This window comes from Streptomyces sp. NPDC004721 (assembly GCF_053601495.1).
Map to the genome: position 1 here is coordinate 26,910 of NZ_JBSGBZ010000036.1, position 25,927 is coordinate 52,836.

24 protein-coding genes and 1 riboswitch are annotated in these 25,927 nt (G+C 73.2%); of the genes, 12 read left to right on the plus strand and 12 right to left on the minus strand.

The genetic code is table 11. The features are described 5' to 3' along the window. Positions 1-379 precede the first annotated feature (379 nt). From ACWEK3_RS28150 to ACWEK3_RS28165, 4 genes are read right to left on the minus strand one after another with little or no spacing between them, the layout of a single operon-like run. Positions 380-1,255 carry an AAA family ATPase gene (locus tag ACWEK3_RS28150; RefSeq protein WP_453250893.1) on the minus strand — a complete coding sequence of 292 codons (876 nt, stop codon included), beginning with the start codon at positions 1,253-1,255 and terminating at the stop codon, positions 380-382. Positions 1,256-1,270: 15 nt separating this feature from the next. After that, entirely contained in the window at positions 1,271-2,125 is an 855-nt protein-coding gene (locus ACWEK3_RS28155; RefSeq protein WP_453250894.1) for an FAD binding domain-containing protein, read from the minus strand. Then, entirely contained in the window at positions 2,122-4,515 is a 2,394-nt protein-coding gene (locus ACWEK3_RS28160; protein WP_450538604.1) for a xanthine dehydrogenase family protein molybdopterin-binding subunit, read from the minus strand. Before ACWEK3_RS28160 ends, ACWEK3_RS28155 begins: the two co-directional genes overlap by 4 nt. Further along, positions 4,512-5,018, minus strand: a complete 507-nt coding sequence (locus ACWEK3_RS28165; protein WP_453250895.1) for a (2Fe-2S)-binding protein — start codon at positions 5,016-5,018, stop codon at positions 4,512-4,514. The genes ACWEK3_RS28160 and ACWEK3_RS28165 overlap by 4 nt, the downstream gene beginning before the upstream one ends. A gap of 254 nt (positions 5,019-5,272) precedes the next feature. Between ACWEK3_RS28165 and ACWEK3_RS28170 the strand changes: the two genes are divergently transcribed. Beyond that, positions 5,273-7,243 (plus strand): GTP-binding protein, encoded by a 1,971-nt coding sequence (locus ACWEK3_RS28170; protein WP_453250896.1) that lies wholly within the window; start codon positions 5,273-5,275, stop codon positions 7,241-7,243. A gap of 535 nt (positions 7,244-7,778) precedes the next feature. Here the strand turns inward: ACWEK3_RS28170 and ACWEK3_RS28175 are convergent. From ACWEK3_RS28175 to ACWEK3_RS28185, 3 genes are all read right to left on the minus strand, one after another. Next, on the minus strand, positions 7,779-9,008 hold the full coding sequence (locus ACWEK3_RS28175) for a glycosyltransferase (protein ID WP_450538659.1): 1,230 nt from the start codon (positions 9,006-9,008) through the stop codon (positions 7,779-7,781). A 107-nt stretch (positions 9,009-9,115) separates the two neighbouring features. Continuing rightward, complete coding sequence (locus ACWEK3_RS28180) at positions 9,116-9,964, minus strand: bifunctional 5,10-methylenetetrahydrofolate dehydrogenase/5,10-methenyltetrahydrofolate cyclohydrolase (protein WP_450538609.1); 849 nt, start codon at positions 9,962-9,964, stop codon at positions 9,116-9,118. Between the two features lie 20 nt (positions 9,965-9,984). After that, positions 9,985-10,070: riboswitch (ZMP/ZTP riboswitch) on the minus strand. A gap of 232 nt (positions 10,071-10,302) precedes the next feature. Next, on the minus strand, positions 10,303-10,491 hold the full coding sequence (locus ACWEK3_RS28185; protein WP_450538611.1) for a hypothetical protein: 189 nt from the start codon (positions 10,489-10,491) through the stop codon (positions 10,303-10,305). A 173-nt stretch (positions 10,492-10,664) separates the two neighbouring features. On the opposite strand from ACWEK3_RS28185, the gene ACWEK3_RS28190 reads away from it, so the two are divergent. The 7 genes from ACWEK3_RS28190 (at position 10,665) to ACWEK3_RS28220 (ending at position 15,862) form a co-directional block, all read left to right on the plus strand. Beyond that, on the plus strand, positions 10,665-10,811 hold the full coding sequence (locus ACWEK3_RS28190; RefSeq protein ID WP_450538613.1) for a hypothetical protein: 147 nt from the start codon (positions 10,665-10,667) through the stop codon (positions 10,809-10,811). A 135-nt stretch (positions 10,812-10,946) separates the two neighbouring features. Further along, a complete protein-coding gene (locus ACWEK3_RS28195) occupies positions 10,947-12,032 on the plus strand; it encodes an S-(hydroxymethyl)mycothiol dehydrogenase (protein WP_365418035.1) in 1,086 nt (361 codons plus the stop codon). Further along, positions 12,032-12,661 carry an MBL fold metallo-hydrolase gene (locus ACWEK3_RS28200; RefSeq protein ID WP_361417925.1) on the plus strand — a complete coding sequence of 210 codons (630 nt, stop codon included), beginning with the start codon at positions 12,032-12,034 and terminating at the stop codon, positions 12,659-12,661. Before ACWEK3_RS28195 ends, ACWEK3_RS28200 begins: the two co-directional genes overlap by 1 nt. 170 nt (positions 12,662-12,831) lie before the next feature. Continuing rightward, positions 12,832-13,746 carry an SDR family oxidoreductase gene (locus tag ACWEK3_RS28205; RefSeq protein ID WP_450538615.1) on the plus strand — a complete coding sequence of 305 codons (915 nt, stop codon included), beginning with the start codon at positions 12,832-12,834 and terminating at the stop codon, positions 13,744-13,746. 140 nt (positions 13,747-13,886) lie between these two features. After that, positions 13,887-14,693 carry an SDR family NAD(P)-dependent oxidoreductase gene (locus ACWEK3_RS28210; RefSeq protein WP_376606367.1) on the plus strand — a complete coding sequence of 269 codons (807 nt, stop codon included), beginning with the start codon at positions 13,887-13,889 and terminating at the stop codon, positions 14,691-14,693. Positions 14,694-14,830: 137 nt separating this feature from the next. Continuing rightward, positions 14,831-15,526, plus strand: coding sequence for a L,D-transpeptidase family protein (locus tag ACWEK3_RS28215; RefSeq protein ID WP_450538618.1), 696 nt, complete (start codon positions 14,831-14,833; stop codon positions 15,524-15,526). A 150-nt stretch (positions 15,527-15,676) separates the two neighbouring features. Then, complete coding sequence (locus ACWEK3_RS28220; protein ID WP_376407832.1) at positions 15,677-15,862, plus strand: hypothetical protein; 186 nt, start codon at positions 15,677-15,679, stop codon at positions 15,860-15,862. A 58-nt stretch (positions 15,863-15,920) separates the two neighbouring features. Here the strand turns inward: ACWEK3_RS28220 and ACWEK3_RS28225 are convergent, their stop codons facing one another. Further along, on the minus strand, positions 15,921-17,291 hold the full coding sequence (locus ACWEK3_RS28225; protein ID WP_453250897.1) for a S1 family peptidase: 1,371 nt from the start codon (positions 17,289-17,291) through the stop codon (positions 15,921-15,923). Positions 17,292-17,421: 130 nt separating this feature from the next. Further along, positions 17,422-18,432, minus strand: coding sequence for a hypothetical protein (locus ACWEK3_RS28230; RefSeq protein WP_450538661.1), 1,011 nt, complete (start codon positions 18,430-18,432; stop codon positions 17,422-17,424). Positions 18,433-18,516: 84 nt separating this feature from the next. Between ACWEK3_RS28230 and ACWEK3_RS28235 the strand changes: the two genes are divergently transcribed. Continuing rightward, a complete protein-coding gene (locus tag ACWEK3_RS28235) occupies positions 18,517-18,897 on the plus strand; it encodes a PPOX class F420-dependent oxidoreductase (RefSeq protein WP_450538622.1) in 381 nt (126 codons plus the stop codon). A gap of 74 nt (positions 18,898-18,971) precedes the next feature. Beyond that, entirely contained in the window at positions 18,972-20,231 is a 1,260-nt protein-coding gene (locus tag ACWEK3_RS28240; RefSeq protein ID WP_453250898.1) for a glycosyltransferase 87 family protein, read from the plus strand. A gap of 34 nt (positions 20,232-20,265) precedes the next feature. Here ACWEK3_RS28240 and ACWEK3_RS28245 read toward each other — a convergent pair whose 3' ends face one another. Together ACWEK3_RS28245 and ACWEK3_RS28250 are read right to left on the minus strand one after the other, a co-directional pair. Then, positions 20,266-20,679 carry a Zn-ribbon domain-containing OB-fold protein gene (locus ACWEK3_RS28245; RefSeq protein WP_450538663.1) on the minus strand — a complete coding sequence of 138 codons (414 nt, stop codon included), beginning with the start codon at positions 20,677-20,679 and terminating at the stop codon, positions 20,266-20,268. A 146-nt stretch (positions 20,680-20,825) separates the two neighbouring features. Beyond that, entirely contained in the window at positions 20,826-21,587 is a 762-nt protein-coding gene (locus tag ACWEK3_RS28250) for a TetR family transcriptional regulator (RefSeq protein ID WP_453250899.1), read from the minus strand. Positions 21,588-21,747: 160 nt separating this feature from the next. Here ACWEK3_RS28250 and ACWEK3_RS28255 point away from each other — a divergent pair, with 160 nt between their 5' ends. Together ACWEK3_RS28255 and ACWEK3_RS28260 are read left to right on the plus strand one after the other, a co-directional pair. After that, positions 21,748-22,581, plus strand: a complete 834-nt coding sequence (locus ACWEK3_RS28255) for a hypothetical protein (protein ID WP_453250900.1) — start codon at positions 21,748-21,750, stop codon at positions 22,579-22,581. 103 nt (positions 22,582-22,684) lie between these two features. Continuing rightward, positions 22,685-23,413 carry a peptidoglycan-binding protein gene (locus tag ACWEK3_RS28260; RefSeq protein ID WP_453250901.1) on the plus strand — a complete coding sequence of 243 codons (729 nt, stop codon included), beginning with the start codon at positions 22,685-22,687 and terminating at the stop codon, positions 23,411-23,413. Between the two features lie 50 nt (positions 23,414-23,463). On the opposite strand, the gene ACWEK3_RS28265 is transcribed toward ACWEK3_RS28260, so the two are convergent. Continuing rightward, positions 23,464-25,845: a SpoIIE family protein phosphatase gene (locus tag ACWEK3_RS28265; protein ID WP_450538665.1), complete on the minus strand. Its 2,382-nt coding sequence runs from the start codon at positions 25,843-25,845 to the stop codon at positions 23,464-23,466. Positions 25,846-25,927: the final 82 nt, after the last annotated feature.

The window sequence follows — 25,927 nt, forward strand, 5'->3', positions numbered from 1 at the left end:
CTGTTGGGTCCGGGGTTTTCGTCACGCCTGCCCGTCCTGGTGTCCGTGCTGTGCCCTGCGCCGGCGTCTGCGGTGGTATGGGTGTTGGGCTGGTGCTTGCGCGGGTCCGGCGTGTTGCTTCGGCTGTCGGGCCTGTTGGGTCCGGGGTTTTCGTCACGCCTGCCCGTCCTGGTGTCCGTGCTGTGCCCTGCGCCGGCGTCTGCGGTGGTATGGGTGTTGGGCTGGTGCTCTCGCACGTCCGGCGTGTTGCTCCGGCCGTTGGGCCCGTTCGGACCGAGGTCGTCGCCAAGCCCGACCGCCCCGGCGTCCGCGCCGCTGCCCTGGGCGGCGGCGCCTGCGCGTACCTCGGGGTGTCCCCGTCGTTCCCCGGTCACGCCGATCACGCTCCCCGTCCCGCGAGGACCGCCGCGAAGTCCAGACTGCGGGCCCGGTCCGTGTCCTCGCGGTACTTCAGCACCGATCCCAGGGTGGCCACCGCCAGCTCCGCGTCCACTTCGTTCGCCCCGAGGGCGTCCAGGGCGCTCGCCCAGTCCAGGGTCTCGGCCACGCCCGGCGGCTTGAGCAGGTCCTCGGCGCGCAGGGCCTGCACCAGCGTGGTCACCTGCTCCGCGAGCCGCGCCGACACCTGCGGCAACCTGCGCCGGACGATGGCGAGTTCGCGGCCGAAGCCGGGATGGTCGAACCAGTGGTACAAGCACCGCCGCTTCAGCGCGTCGTGCACCTCGCGGGTGCGGTTGGAGGTCAGGACGACCACCGGCGGCACCTCGGCCCGCAGCGTGCCCAGCTCCGGAATCGTCACCTGGAACTCCGACAGCACCTCGAGCAGGAACGCCTCGAACTCGTCGTCGGCCCGGTCGATCTCGTCGACCAGCAGCACCGACGGCTGCGTCTGCAGAGCCCGCAGCAGCGGCCGGGCGACCAGGAACCGCCGGTCGTACAGCTCGCGCTCCAGCCGCTCCGCGTCCCTGACCCCGGCGGCCTCGGCGGCCCGCAGATGCAGCAGCTGACGGGGGAAGTCCCAGTCGTACAAAGCTTGGGAGGCGTCGATCCCCTCATGGCACTGGAGCCGGATCAAAGGCGCGTCCAGCGCCTCGGCGAGCGCGGAGGCGAGCGCCGTCTTGCCGACGCCCGCGTCGCCCTCGCAGAAGACCGGCCGGTGCAGCCGCAGCGCCAGGAAGCAGGCGATGGCGAGTCCGTCGTCGACGAGGTAGCCGGTCTGCTCCAGACGGAAGCGCACCTGCTCGGGGCTGTCCATGGAAGTGATCGGCGCTCACCCCATCCCGGCGGCGGCCAGGACCGCCCGCTTGGTCAGCACCCGCGCGAGGTGCGCCCGGTACTCGGGTGAGGCCGACGCGTCCCGCGAGGGCCGGGTGCCCTCGGCCGCGGACTGGGCCGCCCGCGCCACCGCGTCGGCGTCCCCGGCACCGGCCAGCGCCTCCTCCGCCGCAGCGGCCCGCAGCGGGGTCGCGCCCATGTTGGTCAGGCCGATCCGCGTCTCCGCGATGCGCCCGTCGTCGCGCCGCACCAGCGCGGCCACACCGACCATGGCCCAGGACTGCGCCACCCGGTGGAACTTCTCGTACCGGTAGCCCCAGCCCTCCCGCTTGGGCACCCGCACCTCCACCAGGAGTTCGTCGGGGGCGAGCGCGGTCTGCAGATAGTCGGCGAAGAACTCCCGCGCCGGGATCGTGCGCCGCCCGCCGGGCCCTTCGGCGACCAGTTCGGCGTCCAGCGCCAACGCCACCGCGGGCAGGTCTCCGGCCGGGTCGGCGTGCGCGAGGGAGCCGCCCAGGGTGCCCCGGTGCCGTACGGCGGGATCCGCGACCGTCGCGTTGGCCTGAGCCAGCAGGCCCGCGTGCCGCCGCACCAGCGGGTCGTGCAGCACGTCGTGGTGGGTGGTCAGCGCCCCGATGGCGAGCGTGCCGCCGTCCTCGCGGACCCCGCGCAGCTCGGGGATCCGCCCGATGTCGACGACGAGTTCGGGAAAGGCCAGCCGCAGCCGCAGCAGCGGCAGCAGGCTCTGCCCGCCGGCCAGCACCTTCGCGTCCTCGCCCGCGTCGGCGAGGGTGCGCACGGCCTCGTCGACGCTGGTCGGGCGAGCGTAGTCGAATGCGGGGGGAATCATGCCGAACCCTCCTTCTGCGCCGTCCGCGCCGGCGGGGCGGACCGTACGGCCTCCCAGACCCGCTCGGGGGTGCACGGCATCCGCACGTCGTGCACGCCCAGCGGGCGCAGGGCGTCCACGATCGCGTTGACGACGGCGGGCGTCGAGGCGATCGTGCCCGCCTCGCCGACGCCCTTGGCGCCGAGCGGGTTGGAGAGCGCGGGCGTCTCGGTCCGGTCGGTCACGAACTCGGGCAGGTCCGCCGCCGACGGCACGAGGTAGTCGGCCATGGTGCCGGAGACCAGGTTGCCCTCCGCGTCGTACACGGCCTCCTCGTACAGCGCCTGCGCGATGCCCTGGGCCAGCCCGCCGTGCACCTGTCCCTCGACGATCACCGGGTTGATCACCCGGCCCACGTCGTCCACGCAGACGTAGGAGCGGATACGGGTCTGCCCGGTCTCGGTGTCGACCTCGACCGCGCACAGATGGGTGCCGTGCGGGTAGGAGAAGTTCTCCGGGTCGAGCAGGTACTCGGAGTTGAGGGTCGGTTCCATGCCGTCGGGCACGTCGTGCGAGGTGAACGTCTCGAAGGCGATCTCCTGGATGGTCCTGCGCGCCTCCGGCGAGCCCTTCACCGAGAACACGCCGCCCTTGAACTCCAGATCGTCCTCACTGGCCTCCAGCAGGTGCGCCGCGACCTTCCGCGCCTTGTCCACCACCTTCTCGGCGGCGCGGTGCACCGCCGACCCGCCCACGACCAGCGAGCGCGAGCCGTAGGTGTCCATGCCCTGCGGGGCCGCCTGGGTGTCGCCGTGCAGCACCTCGACGTCCTCGAACGGCACGCCCAGCACGTCCGCGGCGATCTGGCTCCAGCAGGTCACGTGCCCCTGCCCGTGCGGGCTGGTGCCGGTGACCACCTCGACCTTGCCGGTGGGCAGCATGCGGATGCTCGCCGCCTCCCAGCCGCCGGCCGAGTACCTGAGGTCCCGCAGCACCCGGCTCGGTGCCAGCCCGCACATCTCCGTGTACGTCGACACGCCGATGCCCAGGCGCACGCCGTCCCCGCGCTCGTTGCGCTTGCGCTGCTCGGCGCGCAGGTCGTCGTAGCCGAACAGGGCGAGCGCCTTGTCGGTGGCCGCCTCGTAGTTCCCGCTGTCGTAGGTCAGTCCCGCGATCGAGGCGTACGGGAACTCCTCGTGCCGGATCCAGTTCCGCCGCCGCACCTCCACCGGGTCGAGACCGACCTCGGCGGCGAGTTCGTCCATGGCCCGCTCGATGGCGTACGTGGCCTCCGGGCGCCCGGCGCCGCGGTAGGCGTCGGTCGGGGTGCGGGTGGTGAACACTCCGGTGCATTTGAACTCGTAGGAGTCCATCTTGTAGATCCCCGGGTACATGAAGGCGCCCAGGAGCGGGGTGCCGGGAGTGACCAGCATCAGATAGGCGCCCATGTCGGCGATCAGGTCGACCTTGAGACCGAGCAGCCGGCCCTCGCGGGTCGCGGCGATCTCGATGTCCTGGATCATGCCGCGGCCGTGGTGGGTGGCCAGATAGCCCTCGGAGCGGGACTCGGTCCACTTCACCGGCCGTCCCAGCCTGCGCGCGACCTCGACCGCGATGGCCTCCTCGCCGTACACCTGGAGCTTGGAGCCGAAGCCGCCGCCCACGTCGGGGGCGATCACCCGCAGCTTGTGCTCGGGCACGCCGGTGACCACCGAGAGCATGATCCGCAGGATGTGCGGGATCTGCGTCGACGAGTACACCGTGAACTCCCCGGAGGCGGCCAGCGGGGTGACGACGACCGCGCGCGGCTCCATGGCGTTGGGGATGAGCCGCTGCTGCCGGTAGCGGCGCGTGAGGACGACGTCGGCGCGCTGCCTGACCGCCTCGAAGTCCTCGCCGGTCCTCAGCGGCCACACGTAGGCGCGGTTGGTGCCCTTGTCGGCGTGGACCAGCGGGGCGTCCTCGGCGAGTGCCTCCTCCAGGTCCAGGACCGGCGGCAGGGGCTCGTAGTCGACCTCGATCGCCTCCAGCGCGTCGGCCGCCGCGTACCGGTCGCGGGCCACGACGACCGCCACCGGGTCACCGGCGTGGCGCACCTCGTCGACCGCGACCGGCGGATGGTCCGGCAGCACCATGTCCTCGGTGACCGGCCAGGCGCAGGGCAGCGACCCCAGTCCCCCGGCGAGGTCGCGGCCGCTGAAAGCGGCGACGACGCCGGGGCGTTCGAGGGCGGGGGAGACGTCGATCCGTTCGATGCGGGCGTGCGCCATGGGGCTGCGCAGGATGGCCAGGTGCAGCAGTCCGGTGACGGTGATGTTGTCGGTCCAGTTGGTCTGCCCGGTGATCAGCCGGGCGTCCTCCTTGCGGAGCCGGGCCCTGCCGACCTCGCGTTCGACGGCCTGGTCGGTCATGCCGTCACCTCCTGGGCGGACCCGGTCCGCTCACCGGAGGCCGTCTCCCCCTCGGCGACGGCGAGCACCGCGCGGACGATGTTCTGGTAGCCGGTGCACCGGCACAGGTTGCCCTCCAGCGCCTTGCGCACCTCGTCGGAGTCGGGGTGGGGGTTCTCGCGCAGCAGATCGCGCGCGGCCATGATCATCCCGGGGGTGCAGTAGCCGCACTGCAGCGCGTGCCGCTCGTGGAACGCGCGCTGCAGCCCCGTCCACTCGCCGTCCCTGGCCAGTCCCTGGACCGTGGTCACCTCGCCGCCGTCCGCCTGGACGGCCAGCACCGTGCAGCTCTTGACGCTCGCGCCGTCCAACTCGACCGTGCAGGCTCCGCAGTTCGAGGTGTCGCAGCCGATCGGGGTACCGGTCAGTCCGAGGCGGTCGCGCAGATAGTGGACCAGGAGCAGACGGGGTTCCACCTCGTCCTCGTAGGCCGTGCCGTCCACCGTGACCGAGATGTGGGTCATGTTCCCTCCGGGGGCCATATGGGCGTGGGTGGGGGAAATGTCGTCGACCGTGTGGTGTACGTCACTCTATGGCCGCGTCAGGGCGGCGGCGAGTGCTGCGACAGGCTTTGTTGACCGTTAATCCATTGCCCCGGCGTTCCGGCTCTGCTGCACTGCACGTCACCACGCCGTCACCGAACGAGGAGCATCCATGCGCACAGCGTCCATGTCCACCCCGGAAGGAATCCCTGCCATCAAGAAGGACATGACGCCCGGTGCACTTGCTCAACCTCGGCATTCTCGCGCACGTCGACGCGGGTAAGACCAGTCTGACCGAACGGCTGCTGCACTCCGTGGGGGTGATCGACGCGCTCGGCAGCGTCGACGCCGGCAGTACGCGGACCGACACCCTCGCGCTGGAGCGGCAGCGCGGTATCACCATCAAGTCCGCGGTCGTCTCCTTCCCGGTCGACGACGTGACCGTCAACCTCATCGACACCCCCGGCCACCCCGACTTCATCGCCGAGGTGGAGCGGGTGCTGGGCGTGCTCGACGGCGCGGTACTCGTGGTCTCCGCCGTCGAGGGCGTCCAGGCGCAGACCCGCGTCCTGATGCGCACCCTGCGGCGGCTGCGCATCCCGACCCTGCTCTTCGCCAACAAGATCGACCGGCGGGGCGCCCGGCAGGAGGAACTGCTGGGTGACGTCGCCCGGCGGCTGACACCGGCCGTCGTGCCCATGGGTCGGGTGACGGGAATCGGCGCCCGCGAGGCCCGCTTCGTGCCCGGCCTCGGCCCGTCCGCGCCGGACGTCCTCGCCGAGCAAGACGACGACCTGCTGGCCGCGTACGTCGACGGCACCCTCCGCGGCGTTCGCCTGCGCGCCGCCCTCGCCGCCCAGACCCGGCAGGCGCTCGTACACCCGGTGTACTTCGGCTCCGCGATCACCGGTGCCGGAGTGGACGCGCTGATCGGTGGTGTCAAGGAACTGCTGCCCGCCGCGGGCGGCGACCCCGACGGGCCTGTCTCGGCCACCGTGTTCAAGGTCGAGCGAGGCCTCGCGGGGGAGAAGGTGGCCTACGCGCGGATGTTCTCCGGCACCCTCCGGGTACGGGACCGCGTGCCCTACGGCGACGCCCGCACGGAGGGCAGGGTCACCGCGATCGGCGTGTTCGACCACGGCATCGACGTCCGTGCCGACGCGGTGTCCGCGGGCCGCATCGCCAGACTGTGGGGCCTGGCCGACATCCGGATCGGCGACACGGTCGGCGAGCCCGGCAAGGCCTACGAGCACTTCTTCGCGCCGCCGACCTTGGAGACCGTCGTCGTACCGGGCCCCGGCGTGGGCGGCGGGGCCCTGCACCTCGCGCTCACCCGGCTGGCCGAGCAGGACCCGCTGATCGGGCTGCGCCACGACGAGGGGCGGCAGGAGACCTCCGTATCCCTGTACGGGGAGGTGCAGAAGGAGGTCCTCCAGGCGACGCTCGCCGACGAGTTCGGGCTGCCTGTCACCTTCCGGGAGACCACCCCGCTGTGTGTCGAGCGGCCGGTGGGCACGGGTGGGGCCGCGGAGTTCATCAAGAAGGACGGCAACCCCTTCCTGGCCACCGTCGGGCTGCGCGTCGACCCCGCGCCGGCGGGCTCGGGGGTGGACTTCCGGCTGGAGGTCGAGCTGGGCTCGATGCCGTACGCCTTCTTCAAGGCGGTGGAGGACACCGTGCGCGAGGCCCTCGGGCAGGGGCTGCACGGCTGGCAGGTCACCGACTGCACGGTCACCCTGACCCACTGCGGCTACTGCCCCCGGCAGAGCCACGCCCACCAGGGCTTCGACAAGAGCATGTCCAGCACCGGGGCCGACTTCCGGGGCCTGACCCCGCTGGTGCTGATCGAGGCGCTGCGCCGCGCGGGCACGCTGGTCCACGAGCCGGTGCACCGCTTCCGCGTCGAGGCCCCGGCGGACACGCTCGGCGCCCTGCTGCCGGTGCTGTCCGCGCTGCGGGCCGTGCCGCGGACGACCGTCACCCACGGATCCGTGTGCCTTCTGGAGGGCGGCGTCCCGGCGGCCCGGGTGCACGCGCTGGAGCAGCGGCTGCCGGGGCTGACTCGCGGCGAGGGGGACCTGGAGAGCGCCTTCGACCACTACGCACCGGTCACGGGCGACACGGTCCCCGAACGCCCACGCACCGACCACAACCCACTGGACCGCAAGCAGTACCTCCTCAACCTGACGCAACGGGCGGGGCGATGACGACCGGTCGCCCGCTCGTGGTTGACCGCGCCCTTGCGCCCGCTCGCCGGGGTCCGGGACGCGGTGGGCGGCATGGTGGTGGCGGTTCGGGCGTGCGGGGGCAAGGCGGCGTGCTTGTGCCGACGGGTCGTGGCCGCGGGGCCAGGGTGGCGGCGACGGTTCGGGGCATGGGTGGTGAGTCGGTGTGTCCGTGCCGCCGTGTGACCGCCGTGGCGTTCGCGAGCAGCGCAGGTGGCCTCCGGCAGGGGTGGAGCGCCCGTCGGGTCGAGGCGCCTGTGCGCGAGGCGACTGGCGGACGGGTCCGCCTCGCCAACCGCAGGGCAGCCGGTGGTCGCGGGCAGGGCTGGAGTGCTCGCCGGGTCGAGACATCTCCTGGTCGAGGGAGCCGCTCGCCCTGCCGGCCGCTTGGCATCCGGTGGCCACCGGTGTGGCGGGCGTGCCCGCCGGGTTGCGGCGGCCCCTGGTCGAGGCGGCTGTCCGCCCCGCCGGCCGTCGGGCGTCCGGTGGGCTTCGGGGCGGGAGGAGGACGGCGGTCCTAGCGGGCGAGTTGTTCGACCGCCTTCAGTACCGGGGCCAGGCCGTTCTCCTCGCGGATCCGGGCGCCCAGGGCCCGTGCCCGTTCACGATGTCCGTGGCCACGGGTGGCGCGGACCAGGGCCGCGGCGAGGTTGTCCGCGGTGAGGCTGCGCAGCGGAACCGAGCAGGGGGCCACGCCGAGGCCGACGAGACGATCGGCCCAGAAACCCTCGTCGAACTGCACGGGCACGGGCACCGCGGGGACGCCGGCCCGCAGCCCGGCCGCGGTCGTGCCCGCACCGGCGTGGTGCACCACGCCCGCCAGCCGCGGGAACAGGGCCGAGTGCGGGACCTCGCCGATGGTCAGCATGTCCTCGCCGGACGCCTCCAGCCCGGCCCAGCCCCGCTGGACCACACCGCGCAGTCCGGCCCGGCGCAGCGCGCGCACGATGGTGTCGCTGAGCCGCCCGGGGTCGGGCACGGTGGCGCTGCCCAGTCCCACGTAGACCGGCGGAGGGCCCGCGTCGAGGAAGTCCCACAGGCCGTCGGGGAGTTGGGTGTAACGGTCGTACGGCCACCAGTACCCGCACACCTGGAGCCCACTGCGCCAGTCATGGGGCCTGGGCACCACGAGCGGGCTGAAGCCGTGGTACACCGGCCGGCGCTGCCCACGGCGGATGCGGCGGCCGGTGCCCGCGCGGGCGGGCGGCAGTCCCAGCCGGGTCCGCACGGCGGGTACGGCCGCCGAGAAGACCCGTTCCACGGCCAGGTTCACTCCATGTCCGGCGAGGCGGTTCGCAGTTCCGCCCCAGTGCCCGCCACCCAGCAGCGGAGGCGCGAACTCCCTTGTAGGGGAGAGAGGTTGTAGATGAGCGCCGATACTGGGCAGGTTCATCGCCTCGGCGATGGCGTGCCCGACCGGCCCGAGCGAGCCGGCGAGCAGCAGTACGTCGCTCTTCTCGGCCGCCGCGATCAGATCGTCCGTCATCCGGGCGATGGCCGCCCGCACCAGCCCCACGGCCCGCACCACCTTGCCCGTGCCGGAGGCGCTGCGGTGGAGTCCCCGGCCACGCGAGGACTCCAACTCGGCCCGCGGGTCCACCGGCAGTGGGTGGAAGCCGAGGCCCGAGCCCGCGACCAGCGGTTCGAAGCATCCGTGCGTGACCAGGGTGACCTCGTGACCCGCGAGAGCCAGGCCGTGCCCCAGTCCGGTGAAGGGGGCGACGTCGCCCCGGGATCCCGCCGTCATGATCGCTACGCGCACGACGGCCAGTATGGCCGCGAGGCCGCCCGCCGCCGGTGAACGACCCGAGGGGTGTCGGTGCCTTCACTCCTGCTCCGGCCCCGGTACGCCGCTCACACCCCGAGCTGCCGGGCGGCGGCCGTCACGGTCTGCTCCAGCAGCGTGGCGATCGTCATCGGGCCCACCCCACCGGGCACCGGAGTGATCAGCGAGGCCCGCTCCACGGCGGAGTCGAAGTCGACGTCGCCGACGTTGCCCGGGTTGTAGCCCGCGTCGATCACCACGGCGCCGGGCTTGAGGTCCTCGCCGCGGATGAGCCGGGGCCGGCCCACCGCGGCGACCACGATGTCCGCCTCGCGCACGGCGGCCGGCAGGTCCGCGGTCCGTGAGTGGCAGTACGTCACCGTCGCGTCCCGCGCGAGCAGCAGCATCCCCACGGGCTTGCCGAGGATCGCGCTGCGGCCCACCACGACGGCGCGCCGGCCGCGCAGCTCGACGTCGTACGCGTCCAGCAGCCGCAGGATGCCGCCGGGCGTGCAGGACGCGAACCCCGGCAGACCGAAGCTCATCGCCGCGAACGAGGCGCAGGTGACCCCGTCGACGTCCTTCTCGGGCACGATCGCCTCGAACGCGGCCCGCTCGTCGATGTGCTCGCCGACGGGGTGCTGGAGCAGGATGCCGTGCACGGCGGGATCCTTGGACAGCGACCGCAGCGTGTCGACCAGTTCCTCGGTGGTGGTCGCGGCCGGCAGTGCCACATGGCGGGATTCGATACCGGCCTTGCGGCAGCGTTTCTGCTTCATCCGTACGTAGGTGACGGAGGCAGGGTCCTCACCGACCAGCACCGCCGCCAGACAGGGCGCCGTACCGGTGCGCTCGGTGAGTGCGGCGGCCTTCCGCGCGGTCTCCTCGACGACACGGCGGGCGAGCGCGGTGCCGTCCATCAAACGGGCCTGGGACATGGTCCACTCCTGGGCGTTCGGGGAATTGCCCAGGCGCGCGGCTCACGACTCTGCGTGGGCCGCTCCCCGGTGGTGCTCCACCTCAGCGCCAGTCACGGCCCCGCCTCACCCTAACCGACACGGCCCGCCGCGGCCGATGGCCGTGCACCGCCGTACGGCCCGGACGCGGCCGCGCCGCCCGCAGCAGCGAGCGGACCAGCGCGGCGAACGCCAGGGGGACACCGTGGATGCCGGCCCCGGCCGGCGCGACCGCGTGGAGCGGGACCGGCCCAGGCCGGCGCGGGCCGAGAAGGTCCAGGTCAGACGGGAGCTGACCTGGAACCTCGCGGCCCTTCCGCCTATGCGTCCCATGCCTGGATCAGTATCCGCTCGGCGATCCTGCCGTCCCGCAGCAAGACCATGGACTCCGCGAGGACCCGGCCGCCGTCCGCGTACCGGCAGGACTCCACGTACGTGGCACGGTCGCCCTGCACGATGCCGCGGCGGAGCGTGTCGGTGTCGAAGGCGGGGCTTGCCGAGGTGGACATGACGACCTCCTACAAGGGCCGCGGCCCGGCGAGGAGCGGGCCGCGGCGGGCCTCACCGTTCGAGACTCCTCCGCCCCGGCGGGCGCGGCAAGCGCGGTCCGGGCGCTGCGCCTGACGGGTGAGCGCGGCCGCGGGCCCGTGTCCGGGCGGGCGCGGAGGGAGTTGCCGAGGGCATGATCTGCACTCGACGCATCGTCGCCGCCCTCGGACTCGCCGTCTCGGTCACCGGCCTGACCGCGCTGCCCGCGAGCGCCGCGGGCGCCCCGTCCGTCGGCGGGCTCCAGGCCCTCGGCCTGCTGGTTCCCGCCGTCCAGCACTGACGTTCCGCCCCGCAGGCCGGGCGCCCCTGCCTCGCCCGCCCGTCCCCGCAGATCAGAGGCCCCCTCGGTGCCCTTACCGATCAGTCGGACGTAGGGTCGGGGGACGTACACCGCTCGACGGAAGGGACCACCACCATGGCGCAGGAAGTGCGCGGCGTGATCGCACCCGGCAAGAACGAACCGGTGCGGGTCGAGACGATCGTCGTGCCGGACCCGGGGCCGGGAGAGGCCGTCGTACGGATCCAGGCCTGCGGCGTCTGCCACACCGACCTGCACTACAAGCAGGGCGGAATCAACGACGAGTTCCCGTTCCTGCTCGGCCACGAGGCCGCCGGCGTCGTGGAGTCGGTCGGCGACGACGTCACCGACGTCGCGCCCGGCGACTTCGTCATCCTCAACTGGCGGGCCGTGTGCGGCAAGTGCCGCGCCTGTCTGCGCGGGCGGCCCTGGTACTGCTTCGACACCCACAACGCGCGGCAGCGGATGACCCTGACCGACGGCACCGAACTCTCCCCGGCGCTCGGAATCGGCGCGTTCGCCGAGAAGACCCTGGTGGCGGCCGGTCAGTGCACCAAGGTCGATCCGTCGGTCTCCCCGGCGGTGGCCGGGCTGCTGGGCTGCGGCGTGATGGCCGGCATCGGCGCGGCGATCAACACCGGCAACGTCGGTCGCGGCGACTCGGTCGCCGTCATCGGCTGCGGCGGTGTCGGCGACGCGGCGATCGCCGGGGCGTTCCTGGCGGGCGCGGCGAAGGTCATCGCCGTCGACATCGACGACCGCAAGCTGGAGACCGCCCGCACCATGGGCGCCACGCACACGGTCAACTCCAAGGAGAACGACCCGGTCGAGGCCATCCGCGAGCTGACCGGAGGCTTCGGCGCCGACGTCGTCATCGAGGCGGTCGGGCGCCCCGAGACGTACCGTCAGGCCTTCTACGCCCGTGACCTGGCCGGCACGGTCGTCCTGGTCGGCGTGCCGACCCCGGAGATGAAGCTGGAACTGCCGCTGCTGGACGTCTTCGGACGCGGCGGGGCGCTGAAGTCGAGCTGGTACGGCGACTGCCTGCCTTCCCGGGACTTCCCGATGCTCATCGACCTGCACCTGCAGGGACGCCTGCCGCTGGACAAGTTCGTCACCGAGACCATCCAACTGGACGAGGTGGAGAAGGCGTTCGAGCGGATGCACCACGGCGACGTGCTGCGCTCGGTGGTGGTGCTCTGATGGCCGCCCGCATCGAACGCCTCGTCACCTCCGGGCAGTTCACGCTCGACGGCGGCACCTGGGACGTCGACAACAACGTGTGGATCGTCGGCGACGACCATGAAGCCGTCGTCATCGACGCCGCCCACGACGCCGAGGCCATCGCCGCGGCGGTCGGCGACCGCCGGCTGACCGCCATCGTGTGCACCCACGCCCACAACGACCACATCGACGCGGCCCCGGCGCTCGCCGACCTCACCGGCGCGACGATCTGGCTGCACCCCGACGACCTGCCGCTGTGGAAGATGACCCACCCGAACCGGGACCCCGACGAGCACCTGGTCGACGGGCAGGTCATCGAGGCGGCCGGCGCCGATCTGAAGGTCATGCACACGCCCGGCCACGCCCCGGGCGCGATCTGCCTGTACGACCCCGGACTCGGCGTGGTCTTCACCGGCGACACGCTCTTCCAGGGCGGTCCCGGCGCCACCGGTCGTTCCTACTCCCACTTCCCGACGATCATCGACTCGATCCGCGACCGCCTGCTGACGCTGCCGCCCGAGACGAAGGTCCTCACCGGCCACGGCGACCCGACCACCATCGGCGCCGAGGCCCCGCACCTCCAGGAGTGGATCGCCCGCGGGCACTGAGGCTGGAGAACCGAGCCCGGAGCCCGGGTGGCGGGCCGCACGAGACCGGAAGGCGCTCGTGCGGCCCGCCCACGTGTGCCGTTTCCCGCGCCGAAAGGCGACAGAAGATGTCCGGTTTCCCCGGCATCCTCGATGACGGCATCGACGGAAGACGCATCGGGAGGTCGGACATGCCAGGCCCATTGGAAGGCAAGGTCGCGCTGGTCGCGGGGGCGACACGGGGAGCGGGCAGGGGAATCGCGGTGGAACTCGGCGCGGCCGGCGCCACCGTCTACGTCACCGGACGCACCACCCGCGCCCGCCGCTCGGAGTACGACCGCCCCGAGACCATCGAGGACACCGCCGACCTGGTCACCGAGGCCGGCGGTCACGGCATCGCCGTACCGGTCGACCATCTCGAGTCCGACCAGGTCCGCGCCCTCGTGGACCGCATCGCGCGCGAGCAGGACCGTCTCGACGTCCTCGTCAACGACATCTGGGGCGCGGAGCACCTCTTCGCGTGGGACACCCCGGTGTGGGAGCACGACCTCGGCAACGGACTGCGGTTGCTCCGGCTCGCGGTGGAGACGCACGCGATCACCAGCCACCACGCCCTGCCGCTGCTGCTGCGTCACCCGGGCGGCCTGGTGGTGGAGATGACCGACGGCACCGCCGAGTACAACCGGGACACCTACCGCGTCAACTTCTTCTACGACCTCGCCAAGGCGTCCGTCCTGCGCATGGCCTTCGCACTCGGCCACGAACTCGGCTCGCGTGGCGCCACGGCGGTGGCCCTCACCCCGGGCTGGCTGCGCTCGGAGTTGATGCTCGACCACTTCGGGGTCCGGGAGGACAACTGGCGCGAAGCCCTGGACCGCGTCCCGCACTTCGCCATCTCCGAGACCCCGCGCTATGTGGGCCGCGCCGTCGCCGCCCTGGCCGCGGACCCGGACGTGGCCCGCTGGAACGGCCGTTCCCTCTCCAGTGGCGGCCTCGCCCAGGACTACGGCTTCACCGACCTGGACGGCAGCCGCCCCGACGCCTGGCGCTACCTCGTCGAGGTCCAGGACGCGGGCCTGCCCGCCGACCCGACCGGCTACCGCTGACCGGGCCCCGCCGAACCGCCGCTGCTCCCGGTGCACCGGCCACGACGCCGATATGCGCCGGGAGTTGCGGAAGTCGCGGGAGCGAGGACATACCGCGCGCTGACTGCCCGAGACGCCCTTCGTGGAAGTAGGTTCGGCGCATGACGGACAGTGGGCGGTTCGACGGACATGGGGTTCTCATCACCGGCGCGGGCCGGGGCATCGGCGCGGCCACCGCGCGCAGGCTGGCCGAGGAGGGGGCCGGGGTTTTGGTCACCGACCTGGACGGGGACGTGGCGGAGCACACGGCGGCGGCGCTGCGCGAGCGCGGACTCACGGCACGGGCGCACCCGTTGGACGTCGCGGATCGGGACGCGGTCCAGGCGGCCGTGGACCTGGCCGTCCAGGCCTTCGGATCCCTCGACGTCCTGGTCAACTGCGCGGCCCACTGCACGCCCGACACCCCGCTGTTCGAGGACGACCCGGAAGCGGTGTGGGCCCGCGACCTCGACATCACCCTGACCGGTGCCTACCGCTGCTGCCGCGCCGCCCTGCCCCACCTGGCGGCGGGCGGCAGAGGAGCGATCGTCAGCATCGGCTCGGTCAACGGCGTCCAGGACTTCGGCAACCACGGCTACAGCGCGGCGAAGGCGGGGCTGGCGTCGCTCACCCGCACCCTCGCCGGGCACGCCGCCTCCCGCGGCGTCCGCGTCAACCTGGTGGTGCCGGGCACGGTCCGCACCTCGGCCTGGGAGGGGCGGGAGGCCGAACTCGACCGGGTCCGCGGCCTGTACCCGCTGGGCCGGGTCGGCGAACCGGAGGACATCGCCGCCGCGGTGGCCTTCCTCGCCTCCCGCGACGCGGCCTGGATCACCGGCACCACCCTGACCGTCGACGGCGGCCTCACCGCGGTCAACACCGCTTTCCGTGCGGCCGTTCAGGAGGAGCGGGAAGAGGGGGACACCTGAGCGGTCCCGGCCCCGGCCGCGTCCGCCGGGAGCGTGTCACCGTTTCGTCTCGGCACGCGCCCCCTTGCAACCGATGTGCCCCGCCACGGGTCTAGGTGTCGGGAAGTGCCGGAACGCACCTAGGGGGCAAGGCCGTTATGAAGGAAATCGGCAGGCGGGGAGCGGTCGTACTGGGCGTCACGGGACTGGTGGCGCCGCTCACGCTCGCGCTCGGTACCGCACCGGCGCAGGCGGCGAGTTGCACGACGCAGGCGGGGCCGTACCAGAAGCAGGTGGAGAAGTTCCTCGGGCGGCCGGTCGACGGACGGCAGTCGGCCGCCGACTGCAAGGCCATCCGGGCCTTCCAGAACAAGCACGGCATCACGCCGAACATCGGCTACGCGGGTTCCGTCACCTGGGGCGTGATGAACCTCATGAACAAGCAGAAGGCCGTCGGCAAGAAGCCCAACAAGAGCGGCAAGTGCCCGGTGAACAAGGGCCGCATAGCCTGTGTCGACCTCACTCTCCAGCTCAGCTGGATACAGGACGGCAGCCGGCTCGTCTACGGGCCGGTGCCGGTGCGCACGGGACGCAAGGGGTACACGACCCGCACCGGCCTGAAGAAGGTCTACTGGCGGGACATCGACCACGTCTCGACCCTCTACAACGTGCCGATGCCCTACAGTCAGTTCTTCGACGGCGGCCAGGCCTTCCACTCCGTCGGCCTGAGCATGTGGAACCCGCCGGGTTCGCACGGCTGCGTCAACATGACGCCGAAGGACGCCAAGAAGTACTGGTCGCTGCTGAAGAAGGGCGACGACGTGTTCGTCTACGGGCGCAAGCCGGGCACCTGACGGTATGGGCACGGGCACGGCCGACGCCGCGACCCGTCGGCCGAGTGTGAACTCGCGCCGGTGACCTGCCGAATTGACGTGATGAGCGACACGGTCCGATATGCCCGTATAGCTCGTACTTATTCACAGCGCCTTCACGTCGGGCGGCATATGCTTCACGGCATGTCCACCAGTGTTGAACCCGTCTCCGAGCGATCGGCCGCGGAGGTCAACGAGGAGATCCGGGCGCTGTGGCTCAGGTCGGGCGGGATACTGACCACCGAGCAGCGCGAGGAGTACCAGCGCCTGGTGATGGAGTGGGCCACGGCCGCCCCGCATTCCGACAGGGCGGCCTGAGCCGGCTTCGACCTCTGCCTTCCGCCGTCGGTCCGGCCGTCGCCATCCGTGCTTTCCATCAGCTCCACGTCGCCGAGTAGTACCTCTGGTAGGCCTTGCGGTCCCGTTCCGCACGGATCCAGCGGGTGGCCACCAGGGTGATCAGACTGCCCCCCATGATCAGAAGACCCGGGCCGACGTTTCCGGGGTCGGAGAGCCGGGAGAGCAGCGCGGTCCCGTGGGCGCTGCCGGTCACCGGCGCCGCGGAGCCGGGGGAGGCCGCGCCGGGGGCGATGGCGCTGTGGGTGGCCGGGGCGGACGGCTCCGCGCTCTGCCCCGTGCCCTGCCGCGCGTCGGTCACGATCAGCCGCACGTCGAGCGCGGACAGCGCCTTGGTGACCGGCTGGAAGAACGTCGTACCGCCCCTTGTGCAGTCGCCGCTGCCGCCCGAGGTCACCCCCAGGGCGATCCCCTCGGAGAACAGCGGACCGCCGCTGTCGCCCGGCTCGGCGCACACCGTGGTCCGGATGAGACCGGTGACGGTGCCCTCGGGGTAGTTCACGGTCGCGTCCAGGCCGGTCACCTCGCCGTCGCGCAGCCCGCTCGTGCTGCCGCTGCGGAACACCCGCTGTCCCACGGCCGGATCGCCCGCCCCCGTGATCCGTACGCCGTTGCCGCCGCCGATCGCCACTACGTCGGCGCCCTGGCCCGCGCTGCCGGAGTCGTACCGCACCAGCGAGAAGTCGCCGCCCGGGAAGGAGCCGGCGACCGTCCTGCCGAGCTGTTGGTCGCCCTGGCCGTCGGCGAACCAGAGGGAACCGGTGGGCCCGCAGTGGCCCGCGGTGAGGATGAAGTCGGTCCGCCCGTCGGTCACGTTGAAACCCGCCGAGCAGCGCCCGCCGGTCGACAGGATGGGCTGCGCCCCGTTGAGACGGGTGGTGAAGGCGCCCTCGGTGCGCGCCATGCGCACAAAGCCGCCGATCTTGCCGGCGACCTTGGTCAACCGGGCCCAGTCCGCGGCGGAGACCGTGCTGTCGCCCTCGACCGTCACCCGGTTGGCGCGGTAGTCCATCATCCAGGCCGTGCCGGCCACCCGGGGCGCCGCGCGTAGTGTCGCGGTGGCCGCCTTCAGCTCGTTCATGCTGTGCCGCACGACCTTCGCATCGGCGCCCGCCCGCCGTACCTCCGCGGCCGCCCGCTCGTCGGTCACGGCGACCACCGGGCGCCCGTCGGAACCGATCCAGTTGCCCGCCGTGCGCGAGGTGCCGAGCCGGGCCATCAAATCGGGGCCGGACGTGCCGGCCGGCCCCGCGGAGCCGCGCGCGGCGGAGGCGCCGGGAGGCTCGCTCGCCATCGCCGCCTGCGCGACCATCGCTCCTCCCAGGAGGAGTCCCGCGACGGCCGTCAGCCGTGTCACCCGCCGGACGACCCGTCGTCGTGCGTGCCCCATCAATGGCTCCCGAACCCGAACGCGCGGTCTCAACACCGCGGGGCGCTACGGTCGTTGAGCGCCCTTCCTCCATACGTGGCATGGCACGGCCGCGTTCAGCGCTTGGATGATCTCCTTCGGGCGCGCCCGCTCAACAGGGGAGCGGCGCCCCCGAGCCGGCCCGCGCCTCCCGGCCGGGGCCGTCCGGGATCGGGCCGAGGCGGATCCAGCTCGGGGCGTCCCCCCAGACGGAGGCCGCACCGACGTAGGGGCGCAGCAGGGTGGTGAGCACCGGGTCGCCGTAGCCGTTCAGCTCGTCGGAGGCGAGCTTGCGGGCGACACCGGCGAGGAAGTCGGCGAGCTGCACCCGCGGATCCAGCCGCGAGTGGACGAGTTCCACGCCGTCCAGGGTCACGCCCCGCTGCCGGGCCGTCCGCAGGAGCCAGTCGACGCGGTCGGGAGTGAGCATGTTCTGCCGGTCGTGCACGAGCCGCACGGCGATTCGCGGCGCGCTCCACAGCGCGGCCGTGCGCAGGATCGCGGGCAGCAGCGGGTTGAGCGCGGGGATCAGGGGCGGGCCGGTGGCGACCCGTGCCCGGTAGGCCTCGGCGCGCCCACGGCTGCCGGCCAGCCGCTCCAGAACCGTCGCGGCCGGTTCGGGAACCTCCGTACGCCGCAACTCCTCGACAGCGGTGAGGAAGACGTCCACCGGATCCACGGGCTCCGCGTCGCTCCTGGCCCGCAGCAGCCGGTTGGCCGCCCGCAGGAACCGCCGCCATCCGCCCGCGCCGAAGGCCTCCCACCCCGCGCCGTACAGGGCGTCCGCGGCCGCCGCGTCCCCGAGCAGCAGGTCCAGGGCCCGGTCCACCACGAAGAACACCTTCTCGGTGAGGTCCACCCTGGCGTGCCCGTACAGCGGCCCGGCAGGGGAGAGCACCCACTCCAGCACCGCCCGGTGCTTCTCCCGCAGCAGATGGCCGGCCTTGTACTCCTGCGCGGGCGAGCGGATCCGGTTCCGTATCTCCCGCACGCACCCGGCGGCCGACTCCATCGGCAGCAGCACGCTGGCGTGCGCGAAGACGTCGGTGTTGCCGTCGGTGAGGTTCTCACCGTCCGACCCCGACTCGTCGCAGGCGACCTCCCGTACCCCGTCCCGCACCATCCGTCCTGCCTCCCCGTCCTCGTCGTCCCGGACCACAGCCCGAGTCTTCCACCGTCGCGTCGCGCCGGACCTAGACTGCGGCGCATGGACGACACCCTGTTGGAGCGGCTCGGAGCGGGGAAGTACCTGCTCGTCACCAGCTATCGCAGGAACGGCACCCCGGTCGCCACCCCGGTCTGGGTGGTGCGCGACGGCGACGCGCTCGGTGTGTGGACGACCGCCGACTCCTGGAAGGTCAAGCGGATCCGCAACCGCGCCGACGTCCTCGTCGGCCCCTGCGACCTGCGCGGGCATCCGACCGGGGAACAGGTGGAGGCACGGGCGGAGATCTGCGACGCGGACACCACCGCCCGCTACCGGGGGCTGATCGCCCGCAAGTACGGGCTGATCGGCCGACTCACCCTGCTGGGCAGCAGGCTGCGCCGCGGCCTCGGAGGAACCGTCGGAATCCGCGTGACCCTCTGACCGCGTGGCAGCCGCCGCACGCGGTACCCGCTCGGCTAGTGTGCGGGGCGCTGCGAGACGACGGGGCTGGTGCGGTGCGAGGGATCTGGGCCAGGAGCCGGGGGATCGGACAGTGGCTCACCGGCCATGCCGGCTGGTGCCTGGCCGTCTCCCTGGCGGTGCACGTCGTAGCCGTAGTCACCCACCCCACACACCCGCTGGACCTGCGTGTCTACCGCGAGGCCGCGCCGCACGTGCTCTCCGGCGGCCTGTACGACTACGCGCTGCGCACCACCCCGCCCATCCCTCGGCTGCCGTTCACCTACCCGCCCTTCGCCGCACTGGTGTTCCTGCCGCTGGCGCGGCTTCCCTGGGGGGCGCTGGTCGCGCTCTGGCAGTCGCTGTCCGTGGCGGCCCTGGTCGTCGTCGCCGTGTGCGCGGTGCGGCTGCTGGGCCCGCGTCCTGGCGGCGGGGTCCGGCAGCGCGCCCTGCTCTGGGCCGCCGCCGGGCTGTGGCTGGAACCCGTGCGCCACACCCTCGACCAGGGCCAGGTCAATCTGCTTCTGGGTGCCGTGGTCCTGTGGGGCCTGGCCGTGCCGCGTGCGGCACTGGCCAGGGGAGCGGGGGTGGGCCTGGCGGCGGCGGTAAAACTGACGCCGGCCGTCGGGGGGCTGTACCTGCTGGCGACCCGGCAGTGGCGGGCCGCCGCGTGGGCGGTCGCGACCGCCGCCTTGGCGACGGCGCTCGCCTGGGGTGTCGCCCCGCGCGAGTCCGCCCGCTACTGGTCCACGCTCGTCACGGACACCGGCAGGGTCGGCCCGGTCTGGTCGGTGCGCAACCAGTCGTTGCGCGGTGCCGTCGCCAGACTGCTCGGTCAGGACATCACCGCCGCCGTGGTTCTCTGGTGCGTGCTCGCTCTGGTGACCGTGGTGCTGGTCTGTGCCCTGCGCTCCGCCGTACGGCGGCACGACCTGCTCGGCGTCCTGGTCGCCGTGGAGCTGTACGGGCTGCTGGTGAGCCCCGTCTCGTGGAGCCACCACTGGATCTGGTGCCTGCCCGCCATGATCTGGCTGGCCCACGGACCCCTCCGCGGCCGCCTGCTCAGCCGCGTCGCGCTCGCGTTGTGGGCCGTGGTCACCGTCGCCCGCGTGGTGCCCTTCCTGATCGGCGCCGAGGACCGCCTGGTCCACCCCGGTGCCTATCCGGCGCTGCTCGCCTGGCCCGGCTGCGTCTACGCCGGGTGCGCCATGCTGACGCTCGCCGCCGTGGCGCTCCGACCCACGGGGCACGACCGGCCGGTCATCGCGCCCGACAGCGCGCCGCAGCGGGATCGCTCGGACGTCGCGGGCGGTTGACGGCCGGTCACCGTCGTGGACGGTTGACCGCCGGTCAGCTCCAGGCGCCGTACGGCTCGTCGACCAGCTGGAAGACCGGCTCGCCGCGCACCGGGTCCTTGGCCGTGGTCAGCCGGACCCGGTCGCCGCCGTGGATGCCGATGGGCGGCCCCATGACCCGGCCCCGTACGACGAAGCCCTCGCTCATCTCGACCAGCGACACATTGCGCGCGGCGGGGGAGTTGCGGTTCACCACCGTGGAGTGGCGGACCGTGCCCGTACCCGCGCTGCGCTCGGTGCGCAGGTCGCTGCCCCGGCACACCGGGCACAGCAGCCGGTGGTACACGGCCGTCCCGCACCAGGTGCAGCGCTGGAAGTACAGGGCCCGCGCATCGCGGCCCGCGGGCTCGAGAAGGCCGGTCGTGGCGCCGGCTGCCGGAAGAACGGTGTTTCCTGAGTGGTAGTACACGCTGGTCAACTCCCTGCGCTCGGCCGGAATCCCTCGTGCGCGGCGCACCCGGGCACGCATGGGCACGGTGGTCGCGCCACCGTGCACGACCACAGCGTATGGCACTGGGTGTCACCCGTAAAGGCACTGCGTACCCTCAATTGCCCTCAGTTCGGGGGCTGCCGGCCCTCCGCGAGCGCCGTCTCGACCTCCCGCACCACCCGCCACAGGGGCGCTCCGCGCCGCGCGACCACGACGACCACGTCCTCCCGGGCCGCCCCGGGCCGCCGTTCGGCGCGGGGGGCGGCCGGGTCGCAGAAGGCGGCCTGCACATGGTTCAGCGCGTGGTCCACCGCCGCACCCGCGTCGCCCTGTCCATCCGAACGCAGCCATGAGCGCAGGGCGTTGTTGTGCGCCGCCACCACGGCCGCCGCGATCACGTCCGCCCGCAGCGTCCCGTCGCGCCGCTGCGCGAACCGGGTCCGCAGATACCCGGCGAGCGCGCGCTCGTAGCGCCACACCACCGACAACTCGTACGCCCGCAGCCCCGGTACGCGCTTGGTGATCCGATAGCGCTGGACGGAGAACGCCGGGTCCTCGGTGTACATCCGCAGGACCAGGCGGGCCGCGTCGCAGGCCCGCCGCACGGGGTCGTCCTCGTCGCCGCCGGCGGCGAGGAAGGCCGTCATATCGGCCAGGTACCGCTCGTGGTCGGGGAAGACCACGTCCTCCTTGGAGGGGAAGTAGCGGAAGAACGACCGCCGTCCGACCCCGGCGAGCGCCACGATGTCGTCGACGGTGGTCTGTTCGTAGCCGTGCTCCAGGAACAGCCGGAACGCCGCAGCCACGAGGGCCTCCCGCATGGGCGTCCGCCCGGCCGCCGTCCGCGCCTTCTCGCCGCGGCGGGACGCGGCGCTGCTGGAGCTCATGGACGGGAACGTAGCATCTGGACGGGCGTAGAAGGCACTCAGTGCAGCCTGATGGGGGAACCGAGTGCAAGGGGGAGCATCGGGTGGTGTGCGCAGTAACCTTTCCCCACCTTCTCCCGCTCCCCCTGCCCCGGCGGACACCACGTTCCAGGAGACGCCCATGCCGCCCGTTCGTTCCCGCCTGCTCTACGTCACCGACCTGGCGTACCCGGCCCGTGGGCGCCGCTACTGCGACGAGGACATCCGGCTCACCTCGCGCCTGCGCGAGGACTTCGACCTGGCCCTGTGCAACCCCCGGGACGCCGCAGCGCTGATGGACGCCTTCGACGCCGTCGTCGTCCGCAACAGCGGACCCGTCCTGGAATACCAGGCGGCCTACGACGACTTCCGGACCCGGGCCCTGGACCGGAAGACACCGGTCTACAACCCGCTCACCGGGCGCGCGGACATGGCCGGCAAGCAGTACCTCCTCGATCTCAGCGCCGCCGGCCGCCCGGTCATCCCCACCGTCGACCGCCCCGAGGACCTGCACCGGCTGCCCGCGGCCGACCGCTACGTGGTCAAGCCCAAGCTGGGCGCCGACTCCATAGGCCTGCGCATCGTGCCCGCCGGGGAACTGCCCGGCCTGGCCGACGGCACCCTCCTCGTCCAGCCGCACATCGACTTCGCCTACGAGGTGTCGTTCTACTTCGTCGACCACGACTTCCAGTACGCCCTCCACGCCCCGGCCCCGGAACGGCGCTGGGAGCTGAGCCCCCACGAACCCTCCCGCGAGGACCTGGAGTTCGCCCGGAGCTTCGTCGAATGGAACACCCTCGCCCACGGCATCCAGCGGGTCGACGCCTGCCGCGCCCCGAGCGGCGAACTGCTGCTGGTCGAACTGGAGGACCTCAACCCGTACTTGTCCCTGGACGCCGTCGACGACACACGCCGGGACGCCTTCGTCGCCGCGATGAAGTCCTCCCTGCACCGCTTTCTCGCCGCCACGGGGTGAGCCGCCACCGCCCGCCGCACCGCGGGCGGCGCTGAACCGGCCGGGCGGCGGCCGCGTATCACTCCTCGGGATGGGCCCGGACGCAGAGCGTGAGGAGTGCAGTGTGCCGACACCGCCCGGACACCAACAGCCGCACGGCGGGGCGCCCCTGGAGCCGGTACGCGTCATCCGGCCCAGACGGACCGACGCCCTCGCCGAACTCATGCGGGAGTTCAGGGAGTACCAGAGGGACGCCGGCGGCGGTGAGGATCCGCCGGGGCCGCCCGTCGGATCCGTGGAGGGCGCGGCGACCGAGGAACTCCCGGCCGCACCGGCCGGGAGTTCCACACCCGGGGGCCCCGTGCCTCGGGGCCCCGCACCCCGTCGGGCGCCGGTCCGGACGCCGGACGCGGCGGGGCGCTCACTGCGCGGGGCCGCCGTCGCGGTCGCCGTGGCCGCGGCCGCGCTGCTCGGTTTCGGCTGCGCCCTCCTGCTGCCCGCCCGGGGCGAGGCCGCCGGCGCGGCAGTGGCCCCACCGCCGCCGTCCGCGAGCGTCGCCACCACGCCCATCCAGGCCGCGACCCCCACCGCCACCCCGTCGGCCGACCCGGACGGCCCCGGCACCCTGCGCGAGGGCGACAGCGGCCCGGACGTCACCGAACTGCAAGAACGCCTCCTGCGTGTCCCGGACGTCTACCGCGACGGCTCCACCGGCGGCCGCTACGACGGCGAACTGAGGGCGGCCGTCGCCCGCTTCCAGCTCTGGTACGGCATCAGCGGCGACGAGACCGGCGTCTACGGCGACGACACCCGCCGCGCCCTGGAGTCCCGCACGACGGCCGACGACGGATGAACCGGGCGGACGGGGTGGGGGAGGGGGATGACGGCCGCGGCGAGCGGGGCCTACACGGGCTGCCCAGGTACCCGGAGGTCCAGGACACAGACGTCATCGCGGCGTTCGCTCTCCAGCATCGAGGCCAGCAGCGGCCCCAGCGCACCGGCCGGCTCGCCGCGGCCGGTCGCGGCCGCCGCGGCGAGTCGCTCCAGGCCCTCCTGGATGCCCTCCCCGGCCCGCTCGACCAGGCCGTCGGTGTACAGCAGCAGCCGGTCTCCCGGCTCCAGCCGGCACTCCGCCTCCTCGAACACCGGGGTTCCGGTCGCCCCGAGCAGGACACCGCGCGGACGGTCCAGGTAGCGGGGCTCGCCCCGGCGCAGCAGCAGCGGCGGCAGGTGTCCCGCCTGGGCCCACAGCAGGCGGCGTTCGGCCGGCTTGTAGCGGGCCAGCACCATGGTGGCCGTGCGACTGGTGTCCCGGGAGTGGAGCAGCAGGGTGTTCAGCCCGAGGAGCGCGTCCGTCAGCGCCGAACCGGTGAAGATCATGCCCTTGGCCGTGAACCGGAGCTGGGCCATGGTGGCCACCGCGTCGATGCCGTGCCCGGCGACGTCGCCGATCACGAACAGCGCGTCGCCGCCCGGCAGTTCGATCGCGCTGAACCAGTCACCACCGACGTGGATCCCGGACTGCGCGGGCAGGTAGACCACGTCGACCCGCAGCCCGGCCAGCCGCACGGGCCGCCGCGGCAGCGGCAGCAGCGCGTGCTGGAGCCGGCCCGCCAGCGTCCGCTCGGCCTGGAGGATCCCGTGCTGCGCCAGGATCGCCCGTTCGCTCTCGACGAGGGCGAGTTCGGCGCTGCGCTGCGCGGTGAGGTCCTGTACGAAGCCGTGCACCTGGACCGGTGTGCCCTCGGCGTCCGGGACGGCCTCCGCGACGAGCCGCAGATGCCGCACCTCGCCCGCCGTCCTGATCCGGAACGGCACGTCGAACGGCTTGCCCTCGGTGAGCAGTTCGCGCACCACCCGGGCCAGCCCGGGCGCGTCCTCGGGCAGGGCGAGCTCCGGCAGCTCGGCCAGGCGGACCGGTCCGTCGCCGGGGTCGCGGCCGCACAACTCGTAGACCTGGTACGACCAGAACGCCTCCTGGGTGACCAGGTTCCAGGTGGCCCAGCCGAGGTGGCCCAGCCGCTGGATGTCCGCCAGGCGCTGCTCCTGCCGGTCGGAGGACTCGTGCCGCAGCCAGGTGACCACCAGGCCGTCGCCCAGGCGGGCGGCCCGCACCGAGTACGTGGACAACTCCTGGCCGCCCGCCACCAGTTCCTGCCGCGCGAACGGCTCGCCCTCGTAGGGCTCCCCGTCGGTCAGCGTGTCCAGCCAGCCCTGCCACAACGGCTCCCGGGCGATGGCCGGCCAGCACTCGAGGAGTCGCCGGCCGACCAGTTCGCGTCCGCCGCGGCCGACCGTGTCGACGGTCTGCGCCGTCGCGGCGTCTATGCGGTAGTCCTCGACCTCGCCCGACGGTGACCGCAGGGGGGTGAGCAGCAGTGTGGTGCCGGGCAGCGCGTCGAACAGGGCGCGGACCACCGCCTCGGCACCGTCCGTGGCGCCCGCCACCGCGGGCTCCGGCCGGGCGGCGAAGGCGCGCAGCCGGCCCGCGCACAGCCGGGTCACCCCGCGCAACAGCTCCCGGACGTCCGGGAGGAACGGTCCGGGGCGGTCGCGCAGCACACCGATGACGGCGTCCGCCGTGTCCCCGTTGAGCACGGGCAGCCAGGCCCGGGTGAGCCACGGGCCGGCCGGGCCGCTGATCGGCAGGTACCGCTCGCTGTCCGCGTCGAGGTCCTCCAGCCACAGTTCCTCGCGGGTGTCGAGGGCGTGGCGCGCGGCCACCCCGCTGACCGGGGGCACGTGCCGCCACAGGTCGGCGAACACGTCGTCGATGCCGGCGTGGCCGATCAGCTCCAGCCCTCCGGCGGGCAGCCGCCGGTAGATCATCACCGCGGCGGCCCCCACGGGCACGGCGAGGTGGTCCAGCAGGCACCGGGCGAGGTCCCGCGGGGTGCCGACCCGGACCAGGGCCCGGCCGAGCACGGCGAGCACGTCCGAGCCGCCGCTCCCGTCGGGGACGTCCGTCCCGGTCCGGGCGGGAGCGGGCCGTGCGGAGGAGGGTGCGGCGCCCGCGGGTGCGGGGGATGGGGTGGCCGGCTCGGCGCCGGCGTGGTCGGGCCGGGACCGAAGGGCGCCGAGCGTGATCCAGCACTCCTCCATGAGCGTGCGGTTCGCGGCCTTGGAACGCGCCAGCAGCTCCTCGTACGCGGCCTCCGCGGCGCAGCCGGTCAGCGCCATCAGCGCTCCCTTGGCCCGCTCCAGTACGGCCGAGATCGCCGCCTGGTCCTCGAGCCGGTCGAGCTCGGCCCGCTGCCTTGCCACCACCTTGGCCAGCGCCGCCATGTCGGGGACGGTGCCGGACTCCGCGGGAACGGCGGGCTCGCTGGTCACGCGTCGAGCATCGCACAAACCGGCCGGTCCGATC